Source organism: Noviherbaspirillum massiliense JC206 (genome assembly GCF_000312045.1).
GTDB classification, from domain to species: Bacteria; Pseudomonadota; Gammaproteobacteria; order Burkholderiales; family Burkholderiaceae_D; genus Noviherbaspirillum; species Noviherbaspirillum massiliense.
In genome coordinates, this window is record NZ_HE978634.1 from 1,398,800 (window position 1) to 1,418,999 (window position 20,200).

20 protein-coding genes are annotated in these 20,200 nt (G+C 60.3%); 12 read left to right on the forward strand and 8 right to left on the reverse strand.

Translation table 11 applies throughout. The features are described 5' to 3' along the window. Positions 1–13 precede the first annotated feature (13 nt). Positions 14–1,408, reverse strand: coding sequence for a TIGR03013 family XrtA/PEP-CTERM system glycosyltransferase (locus HGHM_RS06965; protein ID WP_019140800.1), 1,395 nt, complete (start codon positions 1,406–1,408; stop codon positions 14–16). Between the two features lie 428 nt (positions 1,409–1,836). Here HGHM_RS06965 and HGHM_RS23130 point away from each other — a divergent pair, with 428 nt between their 5' ends. Next, complete coding sequence (locus HGHM_RS23130) at positions 1,837–1,989, forward strand: hypothetical protein (protein WP_019140801.1); 153 nt, start codon at positions 1,837–1,839, stop codon at positions 1,987–1,989. A 42-nt stretch (positions 1,990–2,031) separates the two neighbouring features. After that, a complete protein-coding gene (locus HGHM_RS06975; protein WP_019140802.1) occupies positions 2,032–2,283 on the forward strand; it encodes a hypothetical protein in 252 nt (83 codons plus the stop codon). Between the two features lie 19 nt (positions 2,284–2,302). Here HGHM_RS06975 and HGHM_RS06980 read toward each other — a convergent pair whose 3' ends face one another. The 4 genes from HGHM_RS06980 to HGHM_RS20900 all read right to left on the reverse strand — a co-directional run bounded on the left by HGHM_RS06980 (position 2,303) and on the right by HGHM_RS20900 (position 5,228). Continuing rightward, entirely contained in the window at positions 2,303–2,746 is a 444-nt protein-coding gene (locus tag HGHM_RS06980; RefSeq protein ID WP_019140803.1) for a VanZ family protein, read from the reverse strand. Between the two features lie 220 nt (positions 2,747–2,966). Then, complete coding sequence (locus HGHM_RS06985; protein WP_019140804.1) at positions 2,967–3,182, reverse strand: hypothetical protein; 216 nt, start codon at positions 3,180–3,182, stop codon at positions 2,967–2,969. A gap of 207 nt (positions 3,183–3,389) precedes the next feature. Further along, entirely contained in the window at positions 3,390–4,682 is a 1,293-nt protein-coding gene (locus HGHM_RS06990; protein ID WP_019140805.1) for an NRAMP family divalent metal transporter, read from the reverse strand. A 117-nt stretch (positions 4,683–4,799) separates the two neighbouring features. Next, positions 4,800–5,228: an HAD domain-containing protein gene (locus HGHM_RS20900; protein WP_019140806.1), complete on the reverse strand. Its 429-nt coding sequence runs from the start codon at positions 5,226–5,228 to the stop codon at positions 4,800–4,802. 228 nt (positions 5,229–5,456) lie between these two features. Here HGHM_RS20900 and HGHM_RS07000 point away from each other — a divergent pair, with 228 nt between their 5' ends. Continuing rightward, a complete protein-coding gene (locus HGHM_RS07000) occupies positions 5,457–5,732 on the forward strand; it encodes a DUF1488 family protein (RefSeq protein ID WP_075111736.1) in 276 nt (91 codons plus the stop codon). Between the two features lie 173 nt (positions 5,733–5,905). Further along, the gene (locus tag HGHM_RS07005; RefSeq protein WP_019140808.1) at positions 5,906–7,693 is read left to right on the forward strand and encodes a tannase/feruloyl esterase family alpha/beta hydrolase; all 1,788 of its coding nucleotides are present in this window, start codon (positions 5,906–5,908) and stop codon (positions 7,691–7,693) included. Between the two features lie 69 nt (positions 7,694–7,762). Here the strand turns inward: HGHM_RS07005 and HGHM_RS07010 are convergent, their stop codons facing one another. From HGHM_RS07010 to HGHM_RS07020, 3 genes are all read right to left on the reverse strand, one after another. Then, entirely contained in the window at positions 7,763–8,008 is a 246-nt protein-coding gene (locus HGHM_RS07010) for a hypothetical protein (RefSeq protein WP_019140809.1), read from the reverse strand. Positions 8,009–8,156: 148 nt separating this feature from the next. Continuing rightward, positions 8,157–8,435 carry a hypothetical protein gene (locus tag HGHM_RS07015; RefSeq protein WP_019140810.1) on the reverse strand — a complete coding sequence of 93 codons (279 nt, stop codon included), beginning with the start codon at positions 8,433–8,435 and terminating at the stop codon, positions 8,157–8,159. 114 nt (positions 8,436–8,549) lie between these two features. Continuing rightward, positions 8,550–9,191, reverse strand: a complete 642-nt coding sequence (locus HGHM_RS07020; protein ID WP_019140811.1) for a hypothetical protein — start codon at positions 9,189–9,191, stop codon at positions 8,550–8,552. A gap of 405 nt (positions 9,192–9,596) precedes the next feature. On the opposite strand from HGHM_RS07020, the gene HGHM_RS07030 reads away from it, so the two are divergent. The 8 genes from HGHM_RS07030 to HGHM_RS20915 all read left to right on the forward strand — a co-directional run bounded on the left by HGHM_RS07030 (position 9,597) and on the right by HGHM_RS20915 (position 20,085). After that, on the forward strand, positions 9,597–10,607 hold the full coding sequence (locus HGHM_RS07030; protein WP_026075779.1) for an SDR family oxidoreductase: 1,011 nt from the start codon (positions 9,597–9,599) through the stop codon (positions 10,605–10,607). A gap of 80 nt (positions 10,608–10,687) precedes the next feature. Further along, positions 10,688–11,080: a TraR/DksA family transcriptional regulator gene (locus tag HGHM_RS07035; protein ID WP_019140814.1), complete on the forward strand. Its 393-nt coding sequence runs from the start codon at positions 10,688–10,690 to the stop codon at positions 11,078–11,080. 182 nt (positions 11,081–11,262) lie between these two features. Beyond that, on the forward strand, positions 11,263–12,282 hold the full coding sequence (locus HGHM_RS07040; RefSeq protein ID WP_019140815.1) for an adenosine deaminase: 1,020 nt from the start codon (positions 11,263–11,265) through the stop codon (positions 12,280–12,282). A 51-nt stretch (positions 12,283–12,333) separates the two neighbouring features. Continuing rightward, positions 12,334–12,708, forward strand: coding sequence for a LiaF transmembrane domain-containing protein (locus tag HGHM_RS20905; RefSeq protein WP_019140816.1), 375 nt, complete (start codon positions 12,334–12,336; stop codon positions 12,706–12,708). After that, positions 12,695–13,285, forward strand: coding sequence for a DUF4126 domain-containing protein (locus HGHM_RS07050; protein WP_019140817.1), 591 nt, complete (start codon positions 12,695–12,697; stop codon positions 13,283–13,285). Before HGHM_RS20905 ends, HGHM_RS07050 begins: the two co-directional genes overlap by 14 nt. A gap of 17 nt (positions 13,286–13,302) precedes the next feature. Further along, the gene (locus tag HGHM_RS07055; protein WP_019140818.1) at positions 13,303–15,783 is read left to right on the forward strand and encodes an ABC transporter permease; all 2,481 of its coding nucleotides are present in this window, start codon (positions 13,303–13,305) and stop codon (positions 15,781–15,783) included. A 697-nt stretch (positions 15,784–16,480) separates the two neighbouring features. Then, a complete protein-coding gene (locus HGHM_RS20910; RefSeq protein ID WP_148415421.1) occupies positions 16,481–17,668 on the forward strand; it encodes a polysaccharide biosynthesis/export family protein in 1,188 nt (395 codons plus the stop codon). Between the two features lie 152 nt (positions 17,669–17,820). Next, positions 17,821–20,085, forward strand: coding sequence for a polysaccharide biosynthesis tyrosine autokinase (locus HGHM_RS20915; protein ID WP_148415423.1), 2,265 nt, complete (start codon positions 17,821–17,823; stop codon positions 20,083–20,085). The last annotated feature ends 115 nt before the right edge of the window (positions 20,086–20,200 follow it).

Below are 20,200 nucleotides of genomic sequence, written 5' to 3' on the forward strand. Positions count from 1 at the left end.
TGAAATCTCATTGCTAGCGGCTGCCCTTTGCGAAGAGCACCACCTGCAGGGTTTCGACGAGGATCAGGAGATCGAGAAACAGGCTGTGGTTCTTGACATAGTAGAGGTCGTACTGCAGCTTCTGCACCGTATCCTCGACCGAAGCGCCATACTGGTAGCGCACCTGCGCGAAGCCGGTGATGCCCGGCTTGATACTGTGGCGCATGTCGTAGTAGGGAATCTTTTCGCAAAGTTGCTTGACGAAGAAGGGACGCTCCGGGCGCGGCCCGACGAAGCTCATCTCACCCCTGAGCACATTGATGACCTGAGGCAGTTCGTCGATGCGCAGCTTGCGGATGATGCGCCCGACCCGGGTGACACGATCGTCGTTCGCGGCCGCCCATTGCGGTGCGCCAGCCCGTTCGGCATCGATGCACATGCTGCGGAACTTGAGCACGTGGAAAGTGTGGCCATCCTTGCCGACCCGTTCCTGCCGGTAGATGATCGGGCCGCGGTCCTCGAAGAAGATGCAGAGAGAGGTCGCCAGCATGACCGGCAGCGCCATCGCGAAGATCAGCAGGCTGACGACAAGGTCGAAGGCGCGCTTGCAGATCGTGCGCCAGCTGCTCTGGTTGAAGCCGTCGCCGAAGATCAGCCAGCTCGGATAGAGCGAATCGACCCGGATCTGCCGTGCTTCCCTTTCGAAGAAGGCTGCCGCACCGGTCACCTTGATGCCGTGAAGCTTGCATTCGAGCAGCTGGTGCAGCGGGAAGGAACTGCCGCGCTGATTCTGAGTGGAGACGATGATTTCCCTGACGTTGTACTTCCTGGCGATCGAAACGAGGGACTCGTTGGCGGGCAGGAGCGACGAGGAGGCCACCTGGCATTCTTCGGTGCGCAGCTGCACGAACCCGACGATATGGTATTTCTTGGGAAAGGCCGCACTGGCGGCGAGCCGGCTGCATTCCCTGGCAAGTGCGCCTTCGCCAAGGAAGATCACGCGCGACTCGAGGATGGGCAGGGAAAAGGTCCGGAAAACGAGAAGGCGTATGCCCAGGATTGCTCCGGCTGAAGCCAGTGCGGCCAGGCCGACGACCTGCGGCGCCACGTACAGCTGCGGCGAGATGCTCAGCAATAGGGCCGAGATGCCGAAGCCGAGAACGCTCGCCGGCAGGAGCTTGGCTGCAATGGCGGATGGAGCAGGACTGCCTTCGATATGATACAGGCCCAAGGCGGCCATGCTGAGCGCCATGGCAAGGGCGAATCCGCTCGCCGAGGAAAAGAATGCATCCGGTTTCGGGAAAGGCGTCCAGCCCTGGGAGAACATGAAGGCTTGCGCCCCGTACATCGATGCAATCAGTACGAACAGCTCGAGCAGAAGAAGCGCCGAAACCAGCTTCGATACATAGTGGCTGAAAATCTTTACCATGCCTTACCCCGATATATGGAGGACTGCGCAGGCAGGTTTCACTCGCAATCCGTTACACGTTCTTGATCAACTTCATTTTCATTGCGGCCGATTAAGTTGCATGATGTAAGTTAAACTTTGGAACTTTCTCGTTGCTTGATACAACGCAAGAAAGTTACTGTCTGTAACAGCGGAAACTTGTCCTTGAAGTGCCAGTTCATGCGAAGCCAGTCATTTGTTTCTGGCAGTCGACGCACCTCCACTTCGCCTTTCCCGTCGCCCAAAGAATCCTTTCCATCTATCAAAAATAAAGCGCGCAGCGAGTAACGCTGCGGGCCAAAAGTTCCTGAAATTGAGTTGGCTCAATAAGAAAAAGGCGCTGCGGCGTTGTGCATGCTCAGGAGTCGGATAGACTCCTTGATCAATACCAACTTGGTCAGGGGAGTGGAATGAAGCCGATGGATCTTGCGGAAGACATCGGATTGATGACAGGTTCCGGGCCGCGTCGAAATAAGCTGCACGCCATGCTGTGCATATTGCTCTCGGCGTCGACCAGTATCGTGCTCATCGCCGGGGCCCTGCATCTGGCAGGTGTGATGTAACGCCGTTGCTGCATGAGTGCAGCAAGTCCATGTATCGGGGGAATGATGAAAGTACTTGAAAATACAAAGAAGACGCTAGGCAAACCGCTCCGGTTTGCATCACGCCGGAACGTCGCGGTTGCCGACATCGTCAATCAGGGGGTGGCGATGCAGGAAAGATGCGGCACGCGGCAGGCTGCCGAATTTCTGCGGCTATGGAAAGTGAACGTGGACGTGGCCAAGCGCGTGCTGTTATGCAAGGATGCGCGCCGCCAGCATCATGCAGGCACTCCCTCGCTGCCGGACCCGGAATAAGTCAGGCTGGGCCTGTTTCCTATTCTTCTCCCATGATGGGCAGGTCGCGGCGCCGGAACCCGAAGGCCAGCTGCGCTGCTTTCGGATAGGCAAAGCACAGGAGGAGGCCGGCCAGCAGGCTGGAAGTTACATCCACTAACCAATCCCCCAATGCAGCGCCTCTGTACGGCAGGAAGCTCTGAACGCCCTCGTCAATCGCGCCCATGACGGCAATGATCAGCAGGGAAAGAATTGCGCGACGAAAGACACCGCCATTCATGCCGCTGAAAAGCAGATAGGTGAGGGTTGCATAGGCGGCAGAGTGCAGCGCCAGCCCGGACGCCACTTCACCGATTTCGGCGCGGGCACCCGGAATCGAGCCGACTGCCACGATCAGGAAGAAAAGAATGAAGGCCAGGGAAAAGCGGGCTCGCCCGTATTCCTGCCCGATAAGAAGGGATGCTGTCTTGTCGAATAAACTCATGCCCGCATTCTAACCCGCGAAGACGTGCCGCTACGCGGGCAGTAGTTGATGCCAATTAAGCTTTTTCCTCCGGCGCCTGGAGCAGCCTGCGAGGGAGGTTGAAATCACGCTTGATCCTGGCTCAGGCTGGACCTTGACCTTCTCACTCGGCAACGCCGCCCATCCTCTGGCGCTGCCATCCCGCGATGTCTCGACAGGATGAAACGGTGCCGCACGCCGGTCAGATGTTGTGGAGTACGCGTTGGGCCAGCACCTGTGCTTCCTCCAGGGCCTCATCGGCGGTATCGGAAACATCGAGCGCCCGGTGCATGATTTGTTCCTTGGAAGAATGCTCTTCATTGAACAGCAGGACAACGCCCTGGAATTTTCCACTTGCCAGTTCCTCCGCATGGGCTTCCGCCTTCCATGTTCCCTTGTGAAATGTAGGGACCTCCATATTCACCTCCGGAAATGACGATCTAGATGGACGATGATGCACCTGTCATGGTTTGCTGACCACAGTGTGTAAAAGCCAGTATTGTCCAAGGCCTTCCCGGCATCAAGGAAAGCCGATGGCATCAGCGGGAAGACGAGACTTGCCGGAGCGGACGATCACCGGCGTAGGCAAGGTGGGAAGAAAAATTCCGCGTGGCCCAGGCGGCAGTCATGAAACGAAGGTGTAAAACATGAAGAGCACCGACATGGCCATCAGTCCTGTCGCGAGCCAGCCGAGAAACCTGAGCCTGCGTGGAATGACGAATTTCCCCATGACTTTCGCATTCGAGGCCATCAGCATGGTGATGGCCATGATGGGGGTGGAGATGACGCCGTTGATTACGGCACTCCAGTACAGGGCCTTGACGGGATCCACCGTGGTCAGGCCAAGTGCCACCCCGCCGAGTGTCGCGAACGCAATGATGGCGTAGAACTCTTTTGCCAGCCCCGGTTTCAGTTCCAGGCTGTTGCGCCACTTGAAGGTGCCGGCCATTGCATAGGCGGCCGACCCGGCGAGCACCGGCAGGCTCAGCAGGCCGGTGCCGATGATGCCGATGCTGAACAGGGCAAAGGCGAAGTTGCCGGCGATCGGACGCAGCGCCTCGGCTGCCTGGGCGGAAGTTTCAATTGAATGTGCGCCATGCGCATGCAGGGTTACCGCGGTGGTCAGCATGATGAAGCAGGCGACCAGGCTGGCAAAGCCCATGCCGATGTAGGTATCGATCTGGATCCGGCTCAGTTGCGGCCTTGCCTGTTCCGGCGCCTTCTTGACCGGCCGTGCATGGGGATCGGCAATGAGGTGCTCCACTTCTTCCGAGGCTTGCCAGAAGAAGAGATAGGGGCTGATCGTGGTGCCGAGCACGGCGACCACAGTCGTGATGTACTCCGGCTTCCATGACAGTTGCGGCATGAAAAAGCCCTTCAGCACCTGCCCCCAGGGAATCGGGATGAACAGTGCGGTTGCGACATAAGCCAGGAGCGCCAGCGTCAGCCACTTGAGCACGCGCACGTAGCGCCGGTAGGGAATGAAGATCTGCAGGAGCAGGGAGAGCAGGCCGAAGCCCGCGGCATACCAGTGGCCGGGTCCGCCGATCAGGAGCTTGAGTGCATCGCCCATGGCCGACAGGTCGGCGGCGATGTTGATGGTATTGGCGACGACCAGCATGAGCACTGCCGAATACAGCAGCCAGGCGGGATAGTGACGCCGCATGTTGGACGCCAGACCGTGCCCGCTTACGCGGCCGATGCGTGCGCAGATGATCTGGATCGATACCATCAGCGGATAGGTGAGCAGCATGACCCAGAGGATGTTGAAGCCGAACCGGGCGCCCGCCTGGCTGTAGGTGGCAATGCCGCTCGGGTCATCGTCGGCAGCACCCGTCACCAGTCCCGGTCCGAGCTTGGCCAGCCATGATTCCTGCTCGTAATCCAGTTTTTCTTCCGTGGATTGCAGTTGCTGCATGCGATCAAGCCTTCTGTTCTGATGTATGGATTGACAGGTCCAGTTGTAACACCGGCACTTCATGTGCCAATTGTGTGGCATCAATATTGCAGACTGGATGCGCTGCGCGAATCGGCCTCAGGCTTCGTTCTCGAAGCGCATGCGGAGCGCCTCTTCGCTCGCTGCGCCGAACCCTTGTTCTCCGTCGACCAGGACCAGATTCGGGCAATCCGGCGCGAAAAACCAGGAAGTGTCGTCGATGGCGGCCCATTCTTCATGTCGCCTGCCGTTCGCTTCGAGCCAGGCAAGAATTTCCTTTTCCCTGACATGTTCATGCAATGCGGAATCCAGGATAGGGGTGGCATCGATGATGCGTTCGGCGATGTCCGCAGAGAAAAAAGACTGCAGCTCCTCCAGTTCGTAGACTTCGCGCCAGGCGCTGGAGACAACGATCTTTACTTCCGGATGCTGCCGCATGAAGCGTTCGAAGCGCGGCACCAGCGTCAGCGGGCCGTCGGGACGGCTGAAAGGGTGGAGGACGCCATCGAAATCGAGGAAGAGGATCATGCTTCAGTGCCGTGGCAGCGAGGGATGAGCGGATTGCGGACGGGAAAAGCGATATCGGGGATAGTGCTCATCGCATTCTACTGCCTCCGGGATGCGGCGCACAAAAGCGCGGCACGGGTCTGCATTATCTGCGTGCGGGCGCCAGTGCAAAATTTGAGAAGGCGCAAGATGCAAGCGCTGCAAAAGGAAAAACATGGCAGAAAATCCTGACTGCCCGAGGACATGACCATGGGGATATTCATTGCGCGCGACATGCCGCCCGAGCATACATCGAATGGCACCGTGGCCTTCCATGCCTCCGTTGATGATCATATGGTGACCTGTGAAGTCACCGACGAAGCCTTGCAGGATCACTTTGGCGCGCGTATGGATGACCCGGAGAGCCTGATCGAAGCTTTCCGGAAAGGCCGGCCGGACATTGAGCTTCTCGCCCTGATGAAACTGAATATCGACCCTTCCAGCCCCTGCCTGATCGCCACCGGCGATTTCAAGCCGGAGCACTGATGCTGACTGACATCCTCCTTCCTCCATTTCCGCGCAGATGAATTCTGCGCTTCATCAATGCAATCTTTCCGGTTTGACTCCTTAATTGAAAGTAGCTGATCCAGACGTCGCAGAACGTCGTAAGGGAGCCTCGTTCACTTCGAATGTCGCAACTATTTACGATGGAGGAGACAATGGAAAGTCAGGCAGGTAAGCCGGTGCTGCGTCCCGCGGTACCGGGTATGGTCATGCTGGCCGCAGGCGTTCTGCTGGCAGGATGCAGCGGTGGCGACGGCGACCGATCCTTTTCGTCATCGGCAACGTCGAATACGGCGACCCAGGCCGCAACGCAGTGCGCGCAACTTTCGGGAAGGACGGTTCCGGCCTCGGCAATCGGCCTGCCGACCACCGGTGCAGTGGTGACCGGCGCGCAACTGGTGGCAGCTTCCGGTTCGGGCGCTTCCGCGATCGGGGAGCACTGCAAGCTGACGGGCGAGATCAAACCTGTCGATCAGACCGCGCCACCCATCCGCTTCGAACTCAATCTTCCGTCCAGCTGGAATGGCAAGGTGGTCATGTTCGGCGGCGGCGGCTACGACGGTTCCATCCCGTCGACCACCACGACCACGGCCAACAATGTCACGACTTCCATCCCCGCCAATGTGCCGGCCGGCCCGACGGACCAGCTGAAGCCGCTTGGCCGTGGATATGCGACGTTTTCCAGCGATTCGGGACACCGCGCCGGCACTCTCGGCAGCCGCGACGGTTCCTTCGGCGTGAATGAAGAGGCCCTGCGGAATTTCGCCGGCGACGCCCTGAAGAAGACCCGCGATACCGCAATCTTCCTGCTGAATGCACGCTATGGCGTGAGCAAGCCGCAGAAGGCCTACTTCGCCGGCGGCTCCACGGGCGGGCGCGAGGCGCTGGCGGTGGTGCAGAGATGGCCGGAGGACTGGGACGGCGCGATCGTGCTCTATCCGGCATGGAATGCTGCCAGCCTGGACCTGCAGTTCGGCCGCATTACGCGGGCGTTCGCCCAGCCCGACGCGTATCCGAACCAGGCCAAGCGCAAGATCCTATTCGATGCCGCTCTCGAAGCCTGCGACGGGCTCGACGGCGCAAGGGATGGCGTGGTCAGCAATATCGCAGGCTGCAATGCCACGTTCGATCCGGCTACCGCGACCCTGCGCGGCGCGCCGCTGCGCTGTCCGGATGGCGGCGAAGGCGGCGATACCTGCCTGTCCGATGCGCAGATCAATGCGCTCAAGGTGTTCAATACGCCGATCAACTTCAACTATCCCTTGGCCAGCGGCGAAACCCAGTATCCGGGCTTCAATGTCTGGGGCAGCGACCTGGGCATGGCCGGCACCAATCCGCTGCAGGCAACCGTGACCACCCTCGCGCTCGGCACCTCCCAGCCGGCCAATCCGATGCCAGCCACCGCGCCCTATGGCAGCACCTTCTGGGACCAGTGGGTGAAATATTTCGTGACCCGCGACCCGAACTTCAACTCCCTCACGCTGGACCCGGAGAACCCTGGAACGTGGCAAAGCCGGATCAGCGAGCTCACCGGCATCCAGGATGTGAACAAGACCGATCTGTCTGCGTTCCGGACCAAGGGCGGCAAGATCCTGATGGCGCATGGCACGGCCGATGTGCTGGTCAGCACCCGCGCAACCGAGCAATACTATGAGCGGCTGAAGAGCACGATGGGAGCGGATGCGGTGAACAGTTTTGTTCGCTATTACGAAATCCCGGGCTATGGCCATTCGACGAGCACGGTATTCAATGCGGCATGGGATTCGCTGACCGCGCTGGAAAACTGGGTAGAGAAGGGCGTCCCCCCGACCAACCAGGTGGTGGCCGACATCACCGGCGTTCCCGGCCGTACCCGGCCCCTGTGCGAGTATCCGGGCTGGCCGCAATACAAGGGCAGCGGCGACATCAATCTGGCAGCCAATTATTCCTGCATAACGCAATGAGGCAGTAAGGCGGCAGCATCACCTGCAGGGCGCACTATGAACGGCGCGCCCTGCAGGTTCGAAGGGGAGTCAGGACAGGTGCTCGATGCGGCCTGATTCAATCAGGGTATTGGCCACTTCCCGCGCTTTTTCGATGGCTTCGGGATAGGTGGAAAACGTTTCTTCGCACGCGCGGTAGCCATGGAGCACGCACTTGAAGGCCTTGCTCTCCTCGTCGAAGCGCAGCGCCGTCAGGTAAGGCCGCCATCCGCCGCCGCCCGATATCTCCTCCGCGGTCAGGTCCAGCTGGTAGTTTCCGATGGTTTCCGTAGCCATTGTGATTCCTCCATGTCATTCTTCAGCGAAGCGGTGCACAGGCCTGCCGCGCTGCGGCCGGTCGTGAGTTGTGGGTTCGGGGGAAGCTTGTCGACTGGGCGGCGAAAGCGCCGATTTCAAGCGGGCACGAATTGCTGGCGAAAAATGCTCATTCCTTGAGAAATTTTTTCACGCCATTTTTTTTCAGTACCTCACCCCAGGTTTCGATATGGTAGACCTCGCCGACCTTGTGAATGTTGACGCCGTACTGTTCGCGCAGCTTGAAAATATCGTTTTCGATGGTGTCCTTGTCCTGGCCAGTCAGGTCCGCGATGGCGGAGAGGGTGGGGCGCTCCAGCAGATCCACTGCGGACAGCAGCACGAACAGATGCCGCGCGTCTCCGTCGGGATACTGGGGCACGCCAAACTGGTTTCTCTGGACAGTCATGCGATGGCTCCTTTCCAATGTGATGCATGAATTGGGAGGAAATGCGCTTCAGTTAGCAACCTTCACGCCAAAGCGGGAAGCTTGCAGCCATCGCGGCTGGGGCTGGTGGGGATATCAGTCGTCTTCGCCCGCTCCGCCGAAGACCTTGCCGACCCAGCTCGGCTTGCCCGAGTTGCGTATCTGCATCTTGAATGCCTGGATCTTTTCCTTTGCCACCGCGCGCTCGATGACGTTCATGCTGACCAGGATGGCGATCGCACCTTCCGCCCGGCCGAGCGCCCGATCCGCATCCAGGTGGTCCAGCGATTTCGTCGTGCGTTCCGCCAGTTCGCGGTAGGCTTCATGCAGGGCGCCGTAGGCACGGTTGGTCACGACCACTTGCGACAGGTCGGCGATCTCCTTCGGATTGCGCAGGTAATAGGCAAAGAGTTCCTGCAGGCGCCTGGCCTGGTGCTGCGACAGCTTCAGGTCTGCAGCAAGCGACTCCGCGAGCATGGCAGCCGATTCGGGCGCGCCCTGTTTTGCGAGATGCGCGAGTGCAAAGCCGTTGGGTTGCAAACCGATGACCAGCTTCTCGATTGCATTGATGGCCCTTACATCCTCATGCGGCGTTTCCCGCTCGGCGATACCGGATGTGAGCCGGCTTGTCAGCCATTGCTCGAAAGCAGGCTGAGGGGAGGCCGACGAAGCCTGTTTGTATTCTTCCTGCAGATACTGATAGTCACGATCGTTTAACGTGATTTGAATTACTGGCATGTTCGGTTTTCCTGTCCGGAACGCTGGCATCTACTCGCTACGTGGCAATGCAGGGGAATGGTGGCGCCGCATTCTCCTTGAGCGGGCAGCGCCTTCGTCGCGACCGCGCGATGTTCAAGCACCCGCCGGGATCGCTCGCTCCGGTATTGAAGAAATTGCATTTTCCTGCGCTTTTTTCGGCGCAATTTTCGATCCCGTATTTTAAAACGTATTTCCCCGGTCCATTCCTCGCCGAAACACAATAAATGCAAGAAATGAGGCTGCCAGTGGATGAGCAAAAATGCGCAGGCGAACGGTAAAAATTTCAGCAGCGAAGCGTTCCATCGCAATGCTGCACTTTTGGCAATCCTGTTCTGGCGTGCGGGCACGTTTTTCGCTGGCAGTAGGGAAGAAAGGAGCGGCAGGATGAAAATTCGATTAAAGAAAATTCCGGAACAGGTGATCGTGATCACCGGCGCCACCAGCGGGGTGGGCCTGACCACGGCGCGCCTGGCCGCGCGCCGCGGCGCAAAGCTGGTGCTGGCGGCACGCAACGAGGATGCGCTGAAACAGGTTACGCAGGAATTGACGAAGAAGGGGAACGAAGTCGCCTATGTCGTTGCCGATGTCGGCAAGGAGGAAGATGTGCGCAGGATCGCGCAAACCGCCGTGGAACGTTTCGGCGGCTTCGATACGTGGGTAAACAATGCCGGCATTTCGATTTTCGGACGCAACGAGGATGTATCCCTGGAAGACCAGCGGCGGCTGTTCCAGACCAATTTCTGGGGCGTGGTGCATGGCTCGCTGGTCGCGGTCGAACACCTGAAGCAGCGCGGCGGCGCCTTGATCAACCTGGGAAGCGAAGTATCCGATTGCGGGCTGCCGCTGCAGGGCATCTATTCCGCATCCAAGCATGCGGTCAAGGGCTTCACCGATGCGCTGCGGATGGAATTGGAGGAGGAGAATGCGCCGGTGGCGGTGACACTGGTCAAGCCCGCGGCGATGGATACCATGTTTCTCCAGCATGCAAAGAACTACATGGCAGTCGAACCGAAGCTGCCGCCGCCGATTTATGCGCCTGAGGTTGCAGCCGATGCCATTCTGCACGCGGCGGAACATCCCACACGCGACGTGTTCGCTGGCGCTGCTGCGAAGCTGGTAGCTTCCGGCGCGCATTACATGCCGAAGGTATTGGATGGCTACATGAAGCGCTTTGTTTTCGGGCAGCAGCAATCCGACACGCCGGCGCGCGATCGCGGCGAGCACAGCCTGTACGAGCCGCGGTCCGGTCTGCTGGAGCGGCAGGGCTACCCCGGACATGTATTCGAGTCCAGCATCTATACCCGGGCAGCGCTGCATCCCAGGACTACTCTTGCTCTGGCACTGGGCGCGGGCTTCGCGCTCGCCGCCCTGTGGCGCCGGCGGCAGAGCGCATAAGCCAGGGGCGGAAGGATTTTCATGCCGGACCGCCCGGTGCGGCAGCAACCATCCCTATTCAACATTCAGAAAGACATATCATGGCAAATCTGACCCAAGAGCAGCTCAATCATCTCGAACAATTACTGACCGAGCGTGAACAGGCATTGCGCACCGACCTCAACCGCGAATCGGACGTGAAGGACAGTTTCGTCGAAGTCGCGACCGAAATCCCCGACCCTGGCGATGCCTCGTTCGCGAACCTGTCGATCGATCTCGGCAATGCGGCCATCACCCGGGACGTGGCGGAACTGCGCGCCATTGACGGAGCACGTGCACGCATGGCCAACGGCACCTACGGCAACTGCGTCAATTGCGAAGCCGAAATCCCCTACGAGCGCCTTGAAGCCCAGCCGACCGCCGAGCGGTGCGCGCCCTGCCAGGAAGCCTATGAAAAAACCCATACCGACGGACACAGGGGAGCCAGCATCTAGCCGGCTGGGGCAGTCCATGCTCGGAGCGGCTCGATGGGGATGGCGCGGCAGTATAGAATCACGGGTGCCGCGACCGCGGGGCCTGGCTACAGATCCATGAGCCCCTAAATGGAACGGCGCAGCACCTGCACTCTGCAGGCAAGCAATCATTCCGAATCAGCTGAATACTCCGTCAGGGACACATGATGAACAATGCCGTATTAAAAGACCTCCTCCTGAAAATGCCGAAGGCGGAACTGCACATCCATATCGAAGGCTCGCTCGAGCCGGAACTGATCTTCGAGCTCGCCAGGCGCAACGGCGTGAAGCTCAACTACGGCTCGGTGGAAGAGCTGCGCCGCGCCTATGCCTTCACCGACCTGCAGTCCTTCCTCGACATCTATTACGCCGGCGCGAGCGTGCTGATCAAGGAGCAGGATTTCTACGACATGACGATGGCGTATCTGCGCCGCGCCCATGCCGACAACGTGCGTTATGCGGAAATCTTTTTCGACCCGCAGACGCATACCGAGCGCGGCATCGCTTTCGGCACGGCCATCAACGGCATTCATCGCGCGCTGCAGGATGCCGAAAAGGAGTTCGGCGTGCGCGGCGCGCTGATCATGTGCTTCCTGCGCCACCTCTCGGAAGAGGAAGCCTTCAAGACCCTGGAACAGTCGCTCCCCTACCGCGACAAGTTCATCGGCGTGGGCCTCGATTCGTCCGAGCGCGGTCATCCGCCGGAAAAATTCGCGCGGGTATTCGCCCGCTGTCGCGAACTCGGCCTGCACCTGGTTGCGCATGCAGGGGAAGAAGGTCCGCCGGAATACATCCGAACCGCACTCGACCTGCTCAAGGTGGAGCGCATCGACCATGGCGTACGCTGCCTGGAAGATGCGGCGCTGACCGAGCGCCTGGCGCGCGAGCGGGTGCCGCTGACGGTCTGCCCGCTTTCGAACATCAAGCTGCGCGTGTTCGACCGCATGCCTGATCACAACCTGCTGCAACTGCTGGATGCCGGCCTGATGGCAACCGTCAACTCGGACGACCCGGCCTATTTCGGCGGCTATCTCAACCAGAATTTCACCGAGGCATTCGAAGCCTTGCCACTGACCAGACAGCATGCGCAGCAACTGGCGCGCAACAGCTTCCAGGCTGCCTTCCTCGATGCGCAGGCGAAGCAGAAATATGTGGATGAGGTCGACCGCTTCTTCCAGGCGTAATCGCCGGCCGCCGGCGGCCGGTGCTGCGCTCTCCGCAGGGCGGAATGGAGCATGGACGCGATGAAGGACGCGACGACACCGATCCTGCTGATTGCCCTCGGCACCGTCTGGCTGCTGGACAGCCTCGACTGGCTGCCGGATGTGCGCTGGCTGTGGATCATCGGGCTGGCCGGCTCCGGCATCGCGATCCTCTTGATCGACCGGATCACCAAGTCCTCGGTGGTGGCCGGTCCCATGCTGATCCTGGCCGGCATGCTGTCCTACGGCCGCCAGTTTCACGCTCTCGGCTGGCGGTTCATCATCCCCGTCATGCTGATCGCCTACGGCGTGCTGATGCTGGTGGCGCGCTCGCCGTCGATTCCCGAATCCCGCAATTTGCGCCGCGGCATCCAGCGCCGCGAACACGATGGGAATGGCCATGGTTGAATCCCTGTCCTCTGCCGCGCTTGCCGGAGGCCTGTCCTGGGCCAGCGGCATCCGCCTCTACCTCACCCTGTTCATTGCCGGCTGGTTCGGCCGGGCCGGCTGGATCGAGCTGCCATCCTCGCTCCAGGTGCTGGAATCGCCCTGGGTGATCGGCCTGGCCGGCGCGCTTGTCGTGGTGGAATTTTTGGCGGACAAGATTCCGGGCTTCGATTCGGTGTGGGATGCGATCCATACCTTCATCCGCATCCCGGCCGGCGCGGTGCTCGGGGCGGCGGCCATGGGCAACATGGACCCGGCGTGGACGACCATGGCTGCCATCCTCGGCGGCAGCTTCGCGGCAGGCGCGCATTTCACCAAGGCCGGCAGCCGCGCGCTGATCAACACCTCGCCCGAGCCCTTCAGCAACTGGACCGCTTCCCTGTCCGAGGACATCGCCGTCATGGGCGGCCTGTGGGCGGCGTTTTTCCATCCATGGGTGCTGTTCACCTTCCTCGTGGTTTTCTTTCTCTTCGCACTGTGGCTGCTGCCGAAACTGTGGCGCGGGCTGCGGTGGCTTTTTCAAAGGCTCTCGACTTGATGCTCCAGGCTCTTCGTATGACACGCCGCGATTGGCGCGCGGGTGAATTGCGTTTCCTTCTCGTGGCGCTGATCGTGGCGGTTGCCGCACTGTCCTCGGTCGGGTTCTTCGTTGACCGCATGCGTGCCGCGCTGAACCGCGATGCCAATCAGTTGCTCGGCGGCGATCTGGTCATCAATGCCGATCAGCCGGTCAAGCCGGACTGGCGCGCGGAAGCGGCGCAGCGCGGCCTCGCGCTGGCCGAGACCGTGACCTTCCCCAGCATGGCAATCGCGGGAGAGGGCGACAGCTCGGCATCCCAGCTTGTATCGGTCAAGGCGGTATCGTCCGGCTATCCGCTGCGCGGCCACCTGAAGCTTGCAATGGCGCCCGGCGCGGAAGAGCAGGAGGCGACCGGCATTCCCGCCGCAGGCAGCGTCTGGATCGACCCGAACATCGCCACCGCTCTCCATGTGGGCGTGGGCGACCGCCTGAAGCTCGGGGACAGGAGCTTTGCGATTGCCCGGATTCTTACCGTCGAGCCGGACCGCGGCGCCACCTTCGTCAACTTCGCTCCCAGGGTGATGCTGGGCTTGTCGGACCTGGCCTCGACCAACCTGATCCAGAACGGCTCGCGCGTGATTTACCGCCTGCTGGTTGCGGGCGAGCCGCCGAAGGTGGAAATCTTCCGGAAATGGGTGCTGGAAAGAATGGAGAAGGAGCATACCCGCGGCGTGCGTCTCGATACGCTGGAATCGGGGCGGCCGGAAATGCGTTCCACGCTTGACCGTGCCGAACGCTTCCTGGCGCTGGTCGCGCTGATGTCGGCCATGCTTGCTGCTGTGGCGGTGGCGATGGCTGCGCGCCGCTTCATGCTGCGCCATCTGGATGCCTGCGCCATGCTGCGCTGCCTCGGCCTAACGCAGAATCAGGTGACCTTGCTTTACCTCGCCGAGTTCCTGATGATCGGCCTCACGGCCAGCATTGCCGGCGCCGCCATCGGTTATGGCGCGCACTTCGTGCTGCTGGCCTGGCTGGGCAAGTTCGTCACCAGTGATCTGCCCGCTGCATCCTGGCTGCCTGCACTGCAAGGCATTGCAACAGGCATGGTGCTGCTGATCGGCTTTGCGATCCCCCCCATCCTGCAGCTCCGCAACGTGCCGCATAACCGCGTGATCCGGCGCGAACAAACCGTGCCCAAGCCGGCGACGCTTGCGAGTTATGCATTCGGCCTGCTTGCCTTTCTTGGCCTGCTGCTATGGCAGGCAGGCAATCCCAAGCTGGGATTGCTGACCGGGCTGGGCTTTCTTGGCGGTTTTGCACTGTTCGCCGTCGTCGGCTGGCTATGCCTGCGCTCGCTGCGCTCGGCCCGGACAGCGGTGGCGCATCCTGCCTGGCGCTTCGCCGTCAATGCCTTGCAGCGGCGCACCGGCGCTACGGTGGTCCAGATCGTCGCGCTTGCGCTCGGTCTGATGGCACTGCTGCTGCTGACCGTCATACGCGGCGACCTCGTGACCGCCTGGCGTAATGCCACCCCGCCCGATGCACCAAATCGCTTCGTGATCAACATTCAGCCGGATCAGAAGCAGGAGATCGAGACTCGCCTGAAGCAGGCTGGCATCCGGCAGCCTGTACTGTATCCGATGATTCGCGGCCGCCTGGTGCAGATCAACGATGCGCCGGTGAATGGGAAGACATATGTCGAAGACCGGGCGCGGCGCCTGGTCGAGCGCGAATTCAATCTTTCCGCAACGCGCTGCTTGCCTGCAGAAAATCAGATTGTCGCCGGTCGCTGGTTTGACGACACCAAGTCGGAAGCATCGGTTGAAGCCGGGCTGGCGAAAACGCTGAACCTGAAGCTGGGCGATCGCTTGCGTTTCGACGTCGCGGGTCAAGCGGTCGATGCCACCATTACCAGCCTGCGCAAGCTCGACTGGGGATCGATGCGGGTGAATTTTTTCGTGATCCTGAATCCGCGCGCGCTGGAGAACGCGCCGCAGACATGGATCACGGCTTTCCACCTGCCGCAGCAGCAGGCAGGTTTCATCAATGAGCTCACCCGCGATTTCCCGAATCTCACGATCGTCGATGTCGGCGGCGTGATACGGCAATTGCAAAGCGTTCTCGATCAGGTGGTCAGGGCGGTCGAGTTCCTGTTCCTTTTCACGCTGGTTTCCGGCGTGCTGGTGCTGTATGCAGCCCTGGTCGGCTCGCAGGACGAGCGTGTCAGGGAAGCCGGCTTGCTCCGCGCACTGGGTGCGACACGCAGCCAGCTGTCGCAGTCACAATGGATCGAGTTCGCGCTGGTCGGAGGAGTGGCTGGCTTGCTGGCTGCATCCGGTGCGGCGGCAACAGGATGGGCGCTGGCGGAATACGTGTTCAATTTCGAATGGACATTCAGCCCCATGGTCTGGGTCGCCGGATTCCTTGCCGGTACTGCATGCGCTTTCATTGGCGGCTGGATAGGCTTGCGCAACGTGTTGCAGCAGCCGCCCCTGCAGACTCTGCGCGAAGCTTGAGTCACGCCGACCAGCTTGCCTGCATGTCGAGCTTGATCCTGGCGCGCGCCGCAGCAGCTGATGCTGTGGCGCAAACCCGATGCATCTCTGAAGCTCCAGAACTTGCGAGGAACGCGTGAGCACTGCATAAATGGGGTGCTGCTTCATCACTCTCGGGCGATGTCTTGCAGTAAGCTTGCACTGCTGCATGCCCGAGTCGCAAGCGCCTTTAACAAAAATTAAACCAAAGCGGCAATTCCCGTGTGTTGCCGCAAAAGGCTCCGCTTCGCTTTTCCCTATTCTTGATCCAGTCATGTGCATGCAGTGCATGCAGGATGCTGCTTCACTTCAGACAATGCGCTTGCATTGAAGCGTGAGCATCATGTTCTCGAGCATGATGCGCGCGCATCGCGATGCATGTGTTGTGCATATCCACGTCGTGTGTTGCGTGCATTTCGTATCTCAAATCGCGTTGATACGTGTCAAAACAGGTGAGGTGGGCTTACGTAGAGTTGTAGCTGCACTGACTCACTGCTGCACGCCGGACTACGGCTGCTGTATTTGACACAGCAGGAAATGTCGACGGGATAAGTGTGCAGCACGCATTGTTGAACGTGAGTAAGGTCTTCTGTTGCGGGCAATATCCGCGTGACTGTCAAGCCGTGTACTTGCGACGGAAACGTCCGGCACGTTTTTACTATTCAAGTGGAGTGAAAGAATGCGCTTCTCATCAGCACGCAACCTGACAAAGTGGAGTGTGGTTGTCATCCTGCCGTGGCTTGCTGCATGCCAGTCGGCAGCCCCGGGAATGCACTTCGATCCGAGGTCGGCTACCCAGTCCCAGTCGTCCGGCACCTCCGACAGCTACCGTGCGTCATCCGGATCGGAGGAGGAGATCAAGGCGATACTGAAGCCGATCACGCCGCAGCTGGTCAAGGCCGAAAGGGAAGCACGCCAAAAGCGCAGCAGCCAGGACATCAGCAAGTTGCTTGGCAAGGTCGAATCGTACAAGATCGACGCCGGCGATGTGCTGTCCGTCGTGGTGTGGGACCATCCTGAACTGACCAACGGTGCAATCGGCATGCCTGCGCCTGGCGCGGCTCCGGCAGATGTCAATGCCGCAACCCAGCCTCCCGTCGGATTCGTCGTCGACCACAACGGAATGATCCAGTTTCCGTTCGCCGGCTCGGTCAAGGTCGCAGGGCTGACCGAGGAGGAGGCGCGCAACATGCTCACCTCCAAGATCTCCCGCTACATCAGGAACCCGAAAGTCACGGTACGGGTGCAGGCCTTCCGCAGCAAGCGGGTGTATGTCGATGGCGAGGTCAAGAACCCGGGCCTTCAGGCGCTCAACGATGTGCCGATGACGCTGGTGGAAGCCCTGAACCGTGCCGGCGGCGTGCTGCCGACCGGAGACCAGAGCCGCATCGTCATCAACCGCGGCGGCACCAACTATGAAATCAATCTCCAGGAACTGGTGCAGAAAGGCGTCAACCCGAACAGCATCATGCTGGCCAACGGCGATATCGTTCGCGTGCGTTCCCGTGACGAGAGCAAGGTATTCGTCTCCGGCGAGGTCGTCAGCCCGCGCGCACTGACCATGCACAACGGTCGCCTTACGCTCAACGAGGCGCTCGGCGAGTCCGGCGGCGTGAACCCAGTGAGCGGCGACGGCAGCCAGATCTACGTGGTGCGCAATGCCGGTACCAACCAGGTCGTCTATCAGCTCGACGGCAAGTCGCCCGGCGCCCTGGCGATGGCGGAAGGATTCGAACTCGATCCGAAGGACGTGGTGTACGTGGCGGCGACGCCGCTTGCGAACTGGAATCGAGTCATCAGCCTGATACTGCCAGGTGCTCTCTCCGGTGCAGTGGGTGCGGTCACTCCAATGACGAACCGCCCATGATGCATGATGCATCACCCAAAAAAAGGCCATCCAGCCTGAACACGCTCCGACAGCGAAGCAAGCAATGCATGCGGCAAACGTGCGCAGGTGTGATGTTTATCTGATTCCGTGCAGCCCAAGCAGCTCTTAAAAAACACACTCAGAAAATCAACATGATGACCCAATCCATACCCCAGTTGACCGGGCCTGCCAGACAGGACGATGAAGAAATCGAACTGGCGACCTACTTCGATATTCTTTGGGAAAGCCGCTGGCTGATCGCCAGCATCGCATTCATCATCACGCTGCTGGGCGTCGGTTATGCATTCGTGGCCAGGCCGGTCTACGAGTCGAACCTGGTGATCCAGGTAGAAGAGGAAAGCCAGAAGGAGTCCAAGAACATCCTCGGGGACCTCGCCAACACCTTCGACGTGAAGACTTCGGCGTCGTCCGAGATGGAGTTGCTCCATTCGCGGATGGTGGTGTCGCGCGCAATCGACAACCTGCGCCTGTACATCAACGCTCGTCCCAAATATTTCCCGTTCATCGGATCCTGGATCGCCAAGCGCAACAAGAGCCTGTCCAATCCGGGGCTGCTCGGCTACGGCGGTTATGCCTGGGGCGCGGAAAAGATTGATGTGGCAGTGTTCAACGTGCCGGACTCGCTGCTGAACCAGGAATTTATCCTCACTACCGGGCAGGATGGCCAGTTCCGGCTGCGCCACAAGGAAGAGAATTTCGAGCTGAACGGCCAGGTCGGCAAACAGATGACCTTCGATACGCCGAAGGGGCCGATCGACCTGCGCGTGGACCAGATCCAGGCCAAGCCGGGCGCCCAGTTCATCCTGAGTCGCGCGTCGCGCCTGGCGACGATCGAGGGGATCCAGAAATCGATGGTCGTGACCGAGCAGGGCGGCAAGCAGTCGGGCGTGATCAACGCCACGCTGCAGGGCTCCAATCCGCAGATGATCAGCAATGTGCTGAACGAGATCGGCAAGGAGTACATGAAGCAGAATGCGGCACGCAAGACCGAGGAGGCCGAAAAGTCGCTCGCCTACCTGAACAAGCAACTGCCGGAACTGAAGTCCCAGCTTGAACAGTCGGAGGCGCGCTACAACGCCTTCCGGAATGCCAACGGCACTATCGACCTGACCGAAGAATCCAAGCTCAGCCTGCAGCATGCAGCCCAGGCAAAGCTGCGCAAGATGGAACTCCAGCAGAAGCGCCTGGAGCTCATGACCCGCTTCATGCCGGAGCATCCTGCGGTCATGGCCGTCGACAGCCAGCTGAAGGAGGTCAATGCCGAAATCGCGAACATGAACGACCACATCAAGCAGCTGCCGGCCCTGGAGCAGAACCTGCTGCGCCTGTCGCGCGAAGTGAAGGTGAATACCGACCTCTATACACAGATGCTCAATACCGCGCAGCAGTTGAGGCTGATCACCGTCGGCAAGGTCAGCAACGTGCGCATGGTGGACACACCCTTGCCCCCGGAACGGCCGGTGAAGCCGAATCGCCCGATGATCGTGGCACTGTCGGTACTCGGCGGCCTGTTCCTCGGCGTGCTGGTAGCCTTCTTCAGAAAATCGATGCAGGGCGCGATCGACAGCCCGGAACAGCTCGAGAAAGTGGTGGGCCTGCCGGTCTATGCGACCATCCCCCACAGCAAGAAGCAGAAGGAGCTGTACCAGCAGGTCAGCGCCAAGCAGCGCGTACCCTTGCTGGCCAATGTGTCGTCGACCGACGTGGCAGTCGAGAGCCTGCGCAATTTCCGGACTGCGCTGCAATTCTCGATGCCTGAATTCAAGAACAACGTGGTCGTCATCAGCGGTGCCACACCGGGAATGGGCAAATCCTTCGTCTCGGCCAACCTGGCTGCGGTAATGGCAGCTACCGGGAAGAAGGTTTTGCTGATCGATTCGGACCTGCGCAATGGCTTGCTGCACCTGTACTTCGGCTTTGGCCGCCAGGATGGCCTCTCGGAGGTGATCGCCGGAACCCGCACGCTGGAGCAGGTAATCCATCGCGGCGTGATCGAGAACATGGACTTCATCTCGACCGGCACGTTGCCGCCAAACCCGGCCGAATTGCTGCTGCGCCCGAATTTCGCAGCACTGTTCCAGGCGGTGTCGTCGCATTACGACCTGGTACTGGTGGATGCACCGCCTATCCTCGCAGTCGCCGATACCCTGATCATTGGCCAGCAAGCCGGCGCCATCTACATCACGACACGTGCTGGCGTGACCACGCCGGGCGAGATCAATGAAACCATGAAGCGCCTGGCGCAGGCAGGCCTGGCTGCGAAGGGAGTGCTCTTCAATGACCTGAAGGCCCGGCCTGGCCGCTACGGCTATGGCTACAACTACGGGCAATCGGGTCCGAGCCATGCGATCGGCGGCGAGCGTCCTCCCTTGATCGAAGCTTCCGGCGTGCGATAGCGGCTGGATGCGACGGGCAGGCGAAGGCAGCCTTCGCCCGTCTTCAGGAATGGGTGGGGCGCGCGTGTCCCTCAAAAATCGCGCGCAGGCAGCTAATGAAATTTGAACGAACAGT

Bases quoted from the DNA above. Each gene is read 5' to 3' on its own strand.
- HGHM_RS06985 (WP_019140804.1), bottom strand. From the start codon at position 3,182: ATGGAGGTCCCTACATTTCACAAGGGAACATGGAAGGCGGAAGCCCAT.
- HGHM_RS06965 (WP_019140800.1), bottom strand. From the start codon at position 1,408: ATGGTAAAGATTTTCAGCCACTATGTATCGAAGCTGGTTTCGGCGCTT.
- HGHM_RS20905 (WP_019140816.1), top strand. From the start codon at position 12,334: ATGGACGCGATGAAGGACGCGACGACACCGATCCTGCTGATTGCCCTC.
- HGHM_RS07035 (WP_019140814.1), top strand. From the start codon at position 10,688: ATGGCAAATCTGACCCAAGAGCAGCTCAATCATCTCGAACAATTACTG.
- HGHM_RS07005 (WP_019140808.1), top strand. From the start codon at position 5,906: ATGGAAAGTCAGGCAGGTAAGCCGGTGCTGCGTCCCGCGGTACCGGGT.
- HGHM_RS06980 (WP_019140803.1), bottom strand. From the start codon at position 2,746: ATGAGTTTATTCGACAAGACAGCATCCCTTCTTATCGGGCAGGAATAC.
- HGHM_RS07020 (WP_019140811.1), bottom strand. From the start codon at position 9,191: ATGCCAGTAATTCAAATCACGTTAAACGATCGTGACTATCAGTATCTG.
- HGHM_RS06975 (WP_019140802.1), top strand. From the start codon at position 2,032: ATGATGAAAGTACTTGAAAATACAAAGAAGACGCTAGGCAAACCGCTC.
- HGHM_RS07050 (WP_019140817.1), top strand. From the start codon at position 12,695: ATGGCCATGGTTGAATCCCTGTCCTCTGCCGCGCTTGCCGGAGGCCTG.
- HGHM_RS07055 (WP_019140818.1), top strand. From the start codon at position 13,303: ATGACACGCCGCGATTGGCGCGCGGGTGAATTGCGTTTCCTTCTCGTG.
- HGHM_RS07040 (WP_019140815.1), top strand. From the start codon at position 11,263: ATGATGAACAATGCCGTATTAAAAGACCTCCTCCTGAAAATGCCGAAG.
- HGHM_RS07000 (WP_075111736.1), top strand. From the start codon at position 5,457: ATGGGGATATTCATTGCGCGCGACATGCCGCCCGAGCATACATCGAAT.
- HGHM_RS20915 (WP_148415423.1), top strand. From the start codon at position 17,821: ATGATGACCCAATCCATACCCCAGTTGACCGGGCCTGCCAGACAGGAC.
- HGHM_RS06990 (WP_019140805.1), bottom strand. From the start codon at position 4,682: ATGCAGCAACTGCAATCCACGGAAGAAAAACTGGATTACGAGCAGGAA.
- HGHM_RS20900 (WP_019140806.1), bottom strand. From the start codon at position 5,228: ATGATCCTCTTCCTCGATTTCGATGGCGTCCTCCACCCTTTCAGCCGT.
- HGHM_RS23130 (WP_019140801.1), top strand. From the start codon at position 1,837: ATGAAGCCGATGGATCTTGCGGAAGACATCGGATTGATGACAGGTTCC.
- HGHM_RS07015 (WP_019140810.1), bottom strand. From the start codon at position 8,435: ATGACTGTCCAGAGAAACCAGTTTGGCGTGCCCCAGTATCCCGACGGA.
- HGHM_RS07030 (WP_026075779.1), top strand. From the start codon at position 9,597: ATGAAAATTCGATTAAAGAAAATTCCGGAACAGGTGATCGTGATCACC.
- HGHM_RS20910 (WP_148415421.1), top strand. From the start codon at position 16,481: ATGCGCTTCTCATCAGCACGCAACCTGACAAAGTGGAGTGTGGTTGTC.
- HGHM_RS07010 (WP_019140809.1), bottom strand. From the start codon at position 8,008: ATGGCTACGGAAACCATCGGAAACTACCAGCTGGACCTGACCGCGGAG.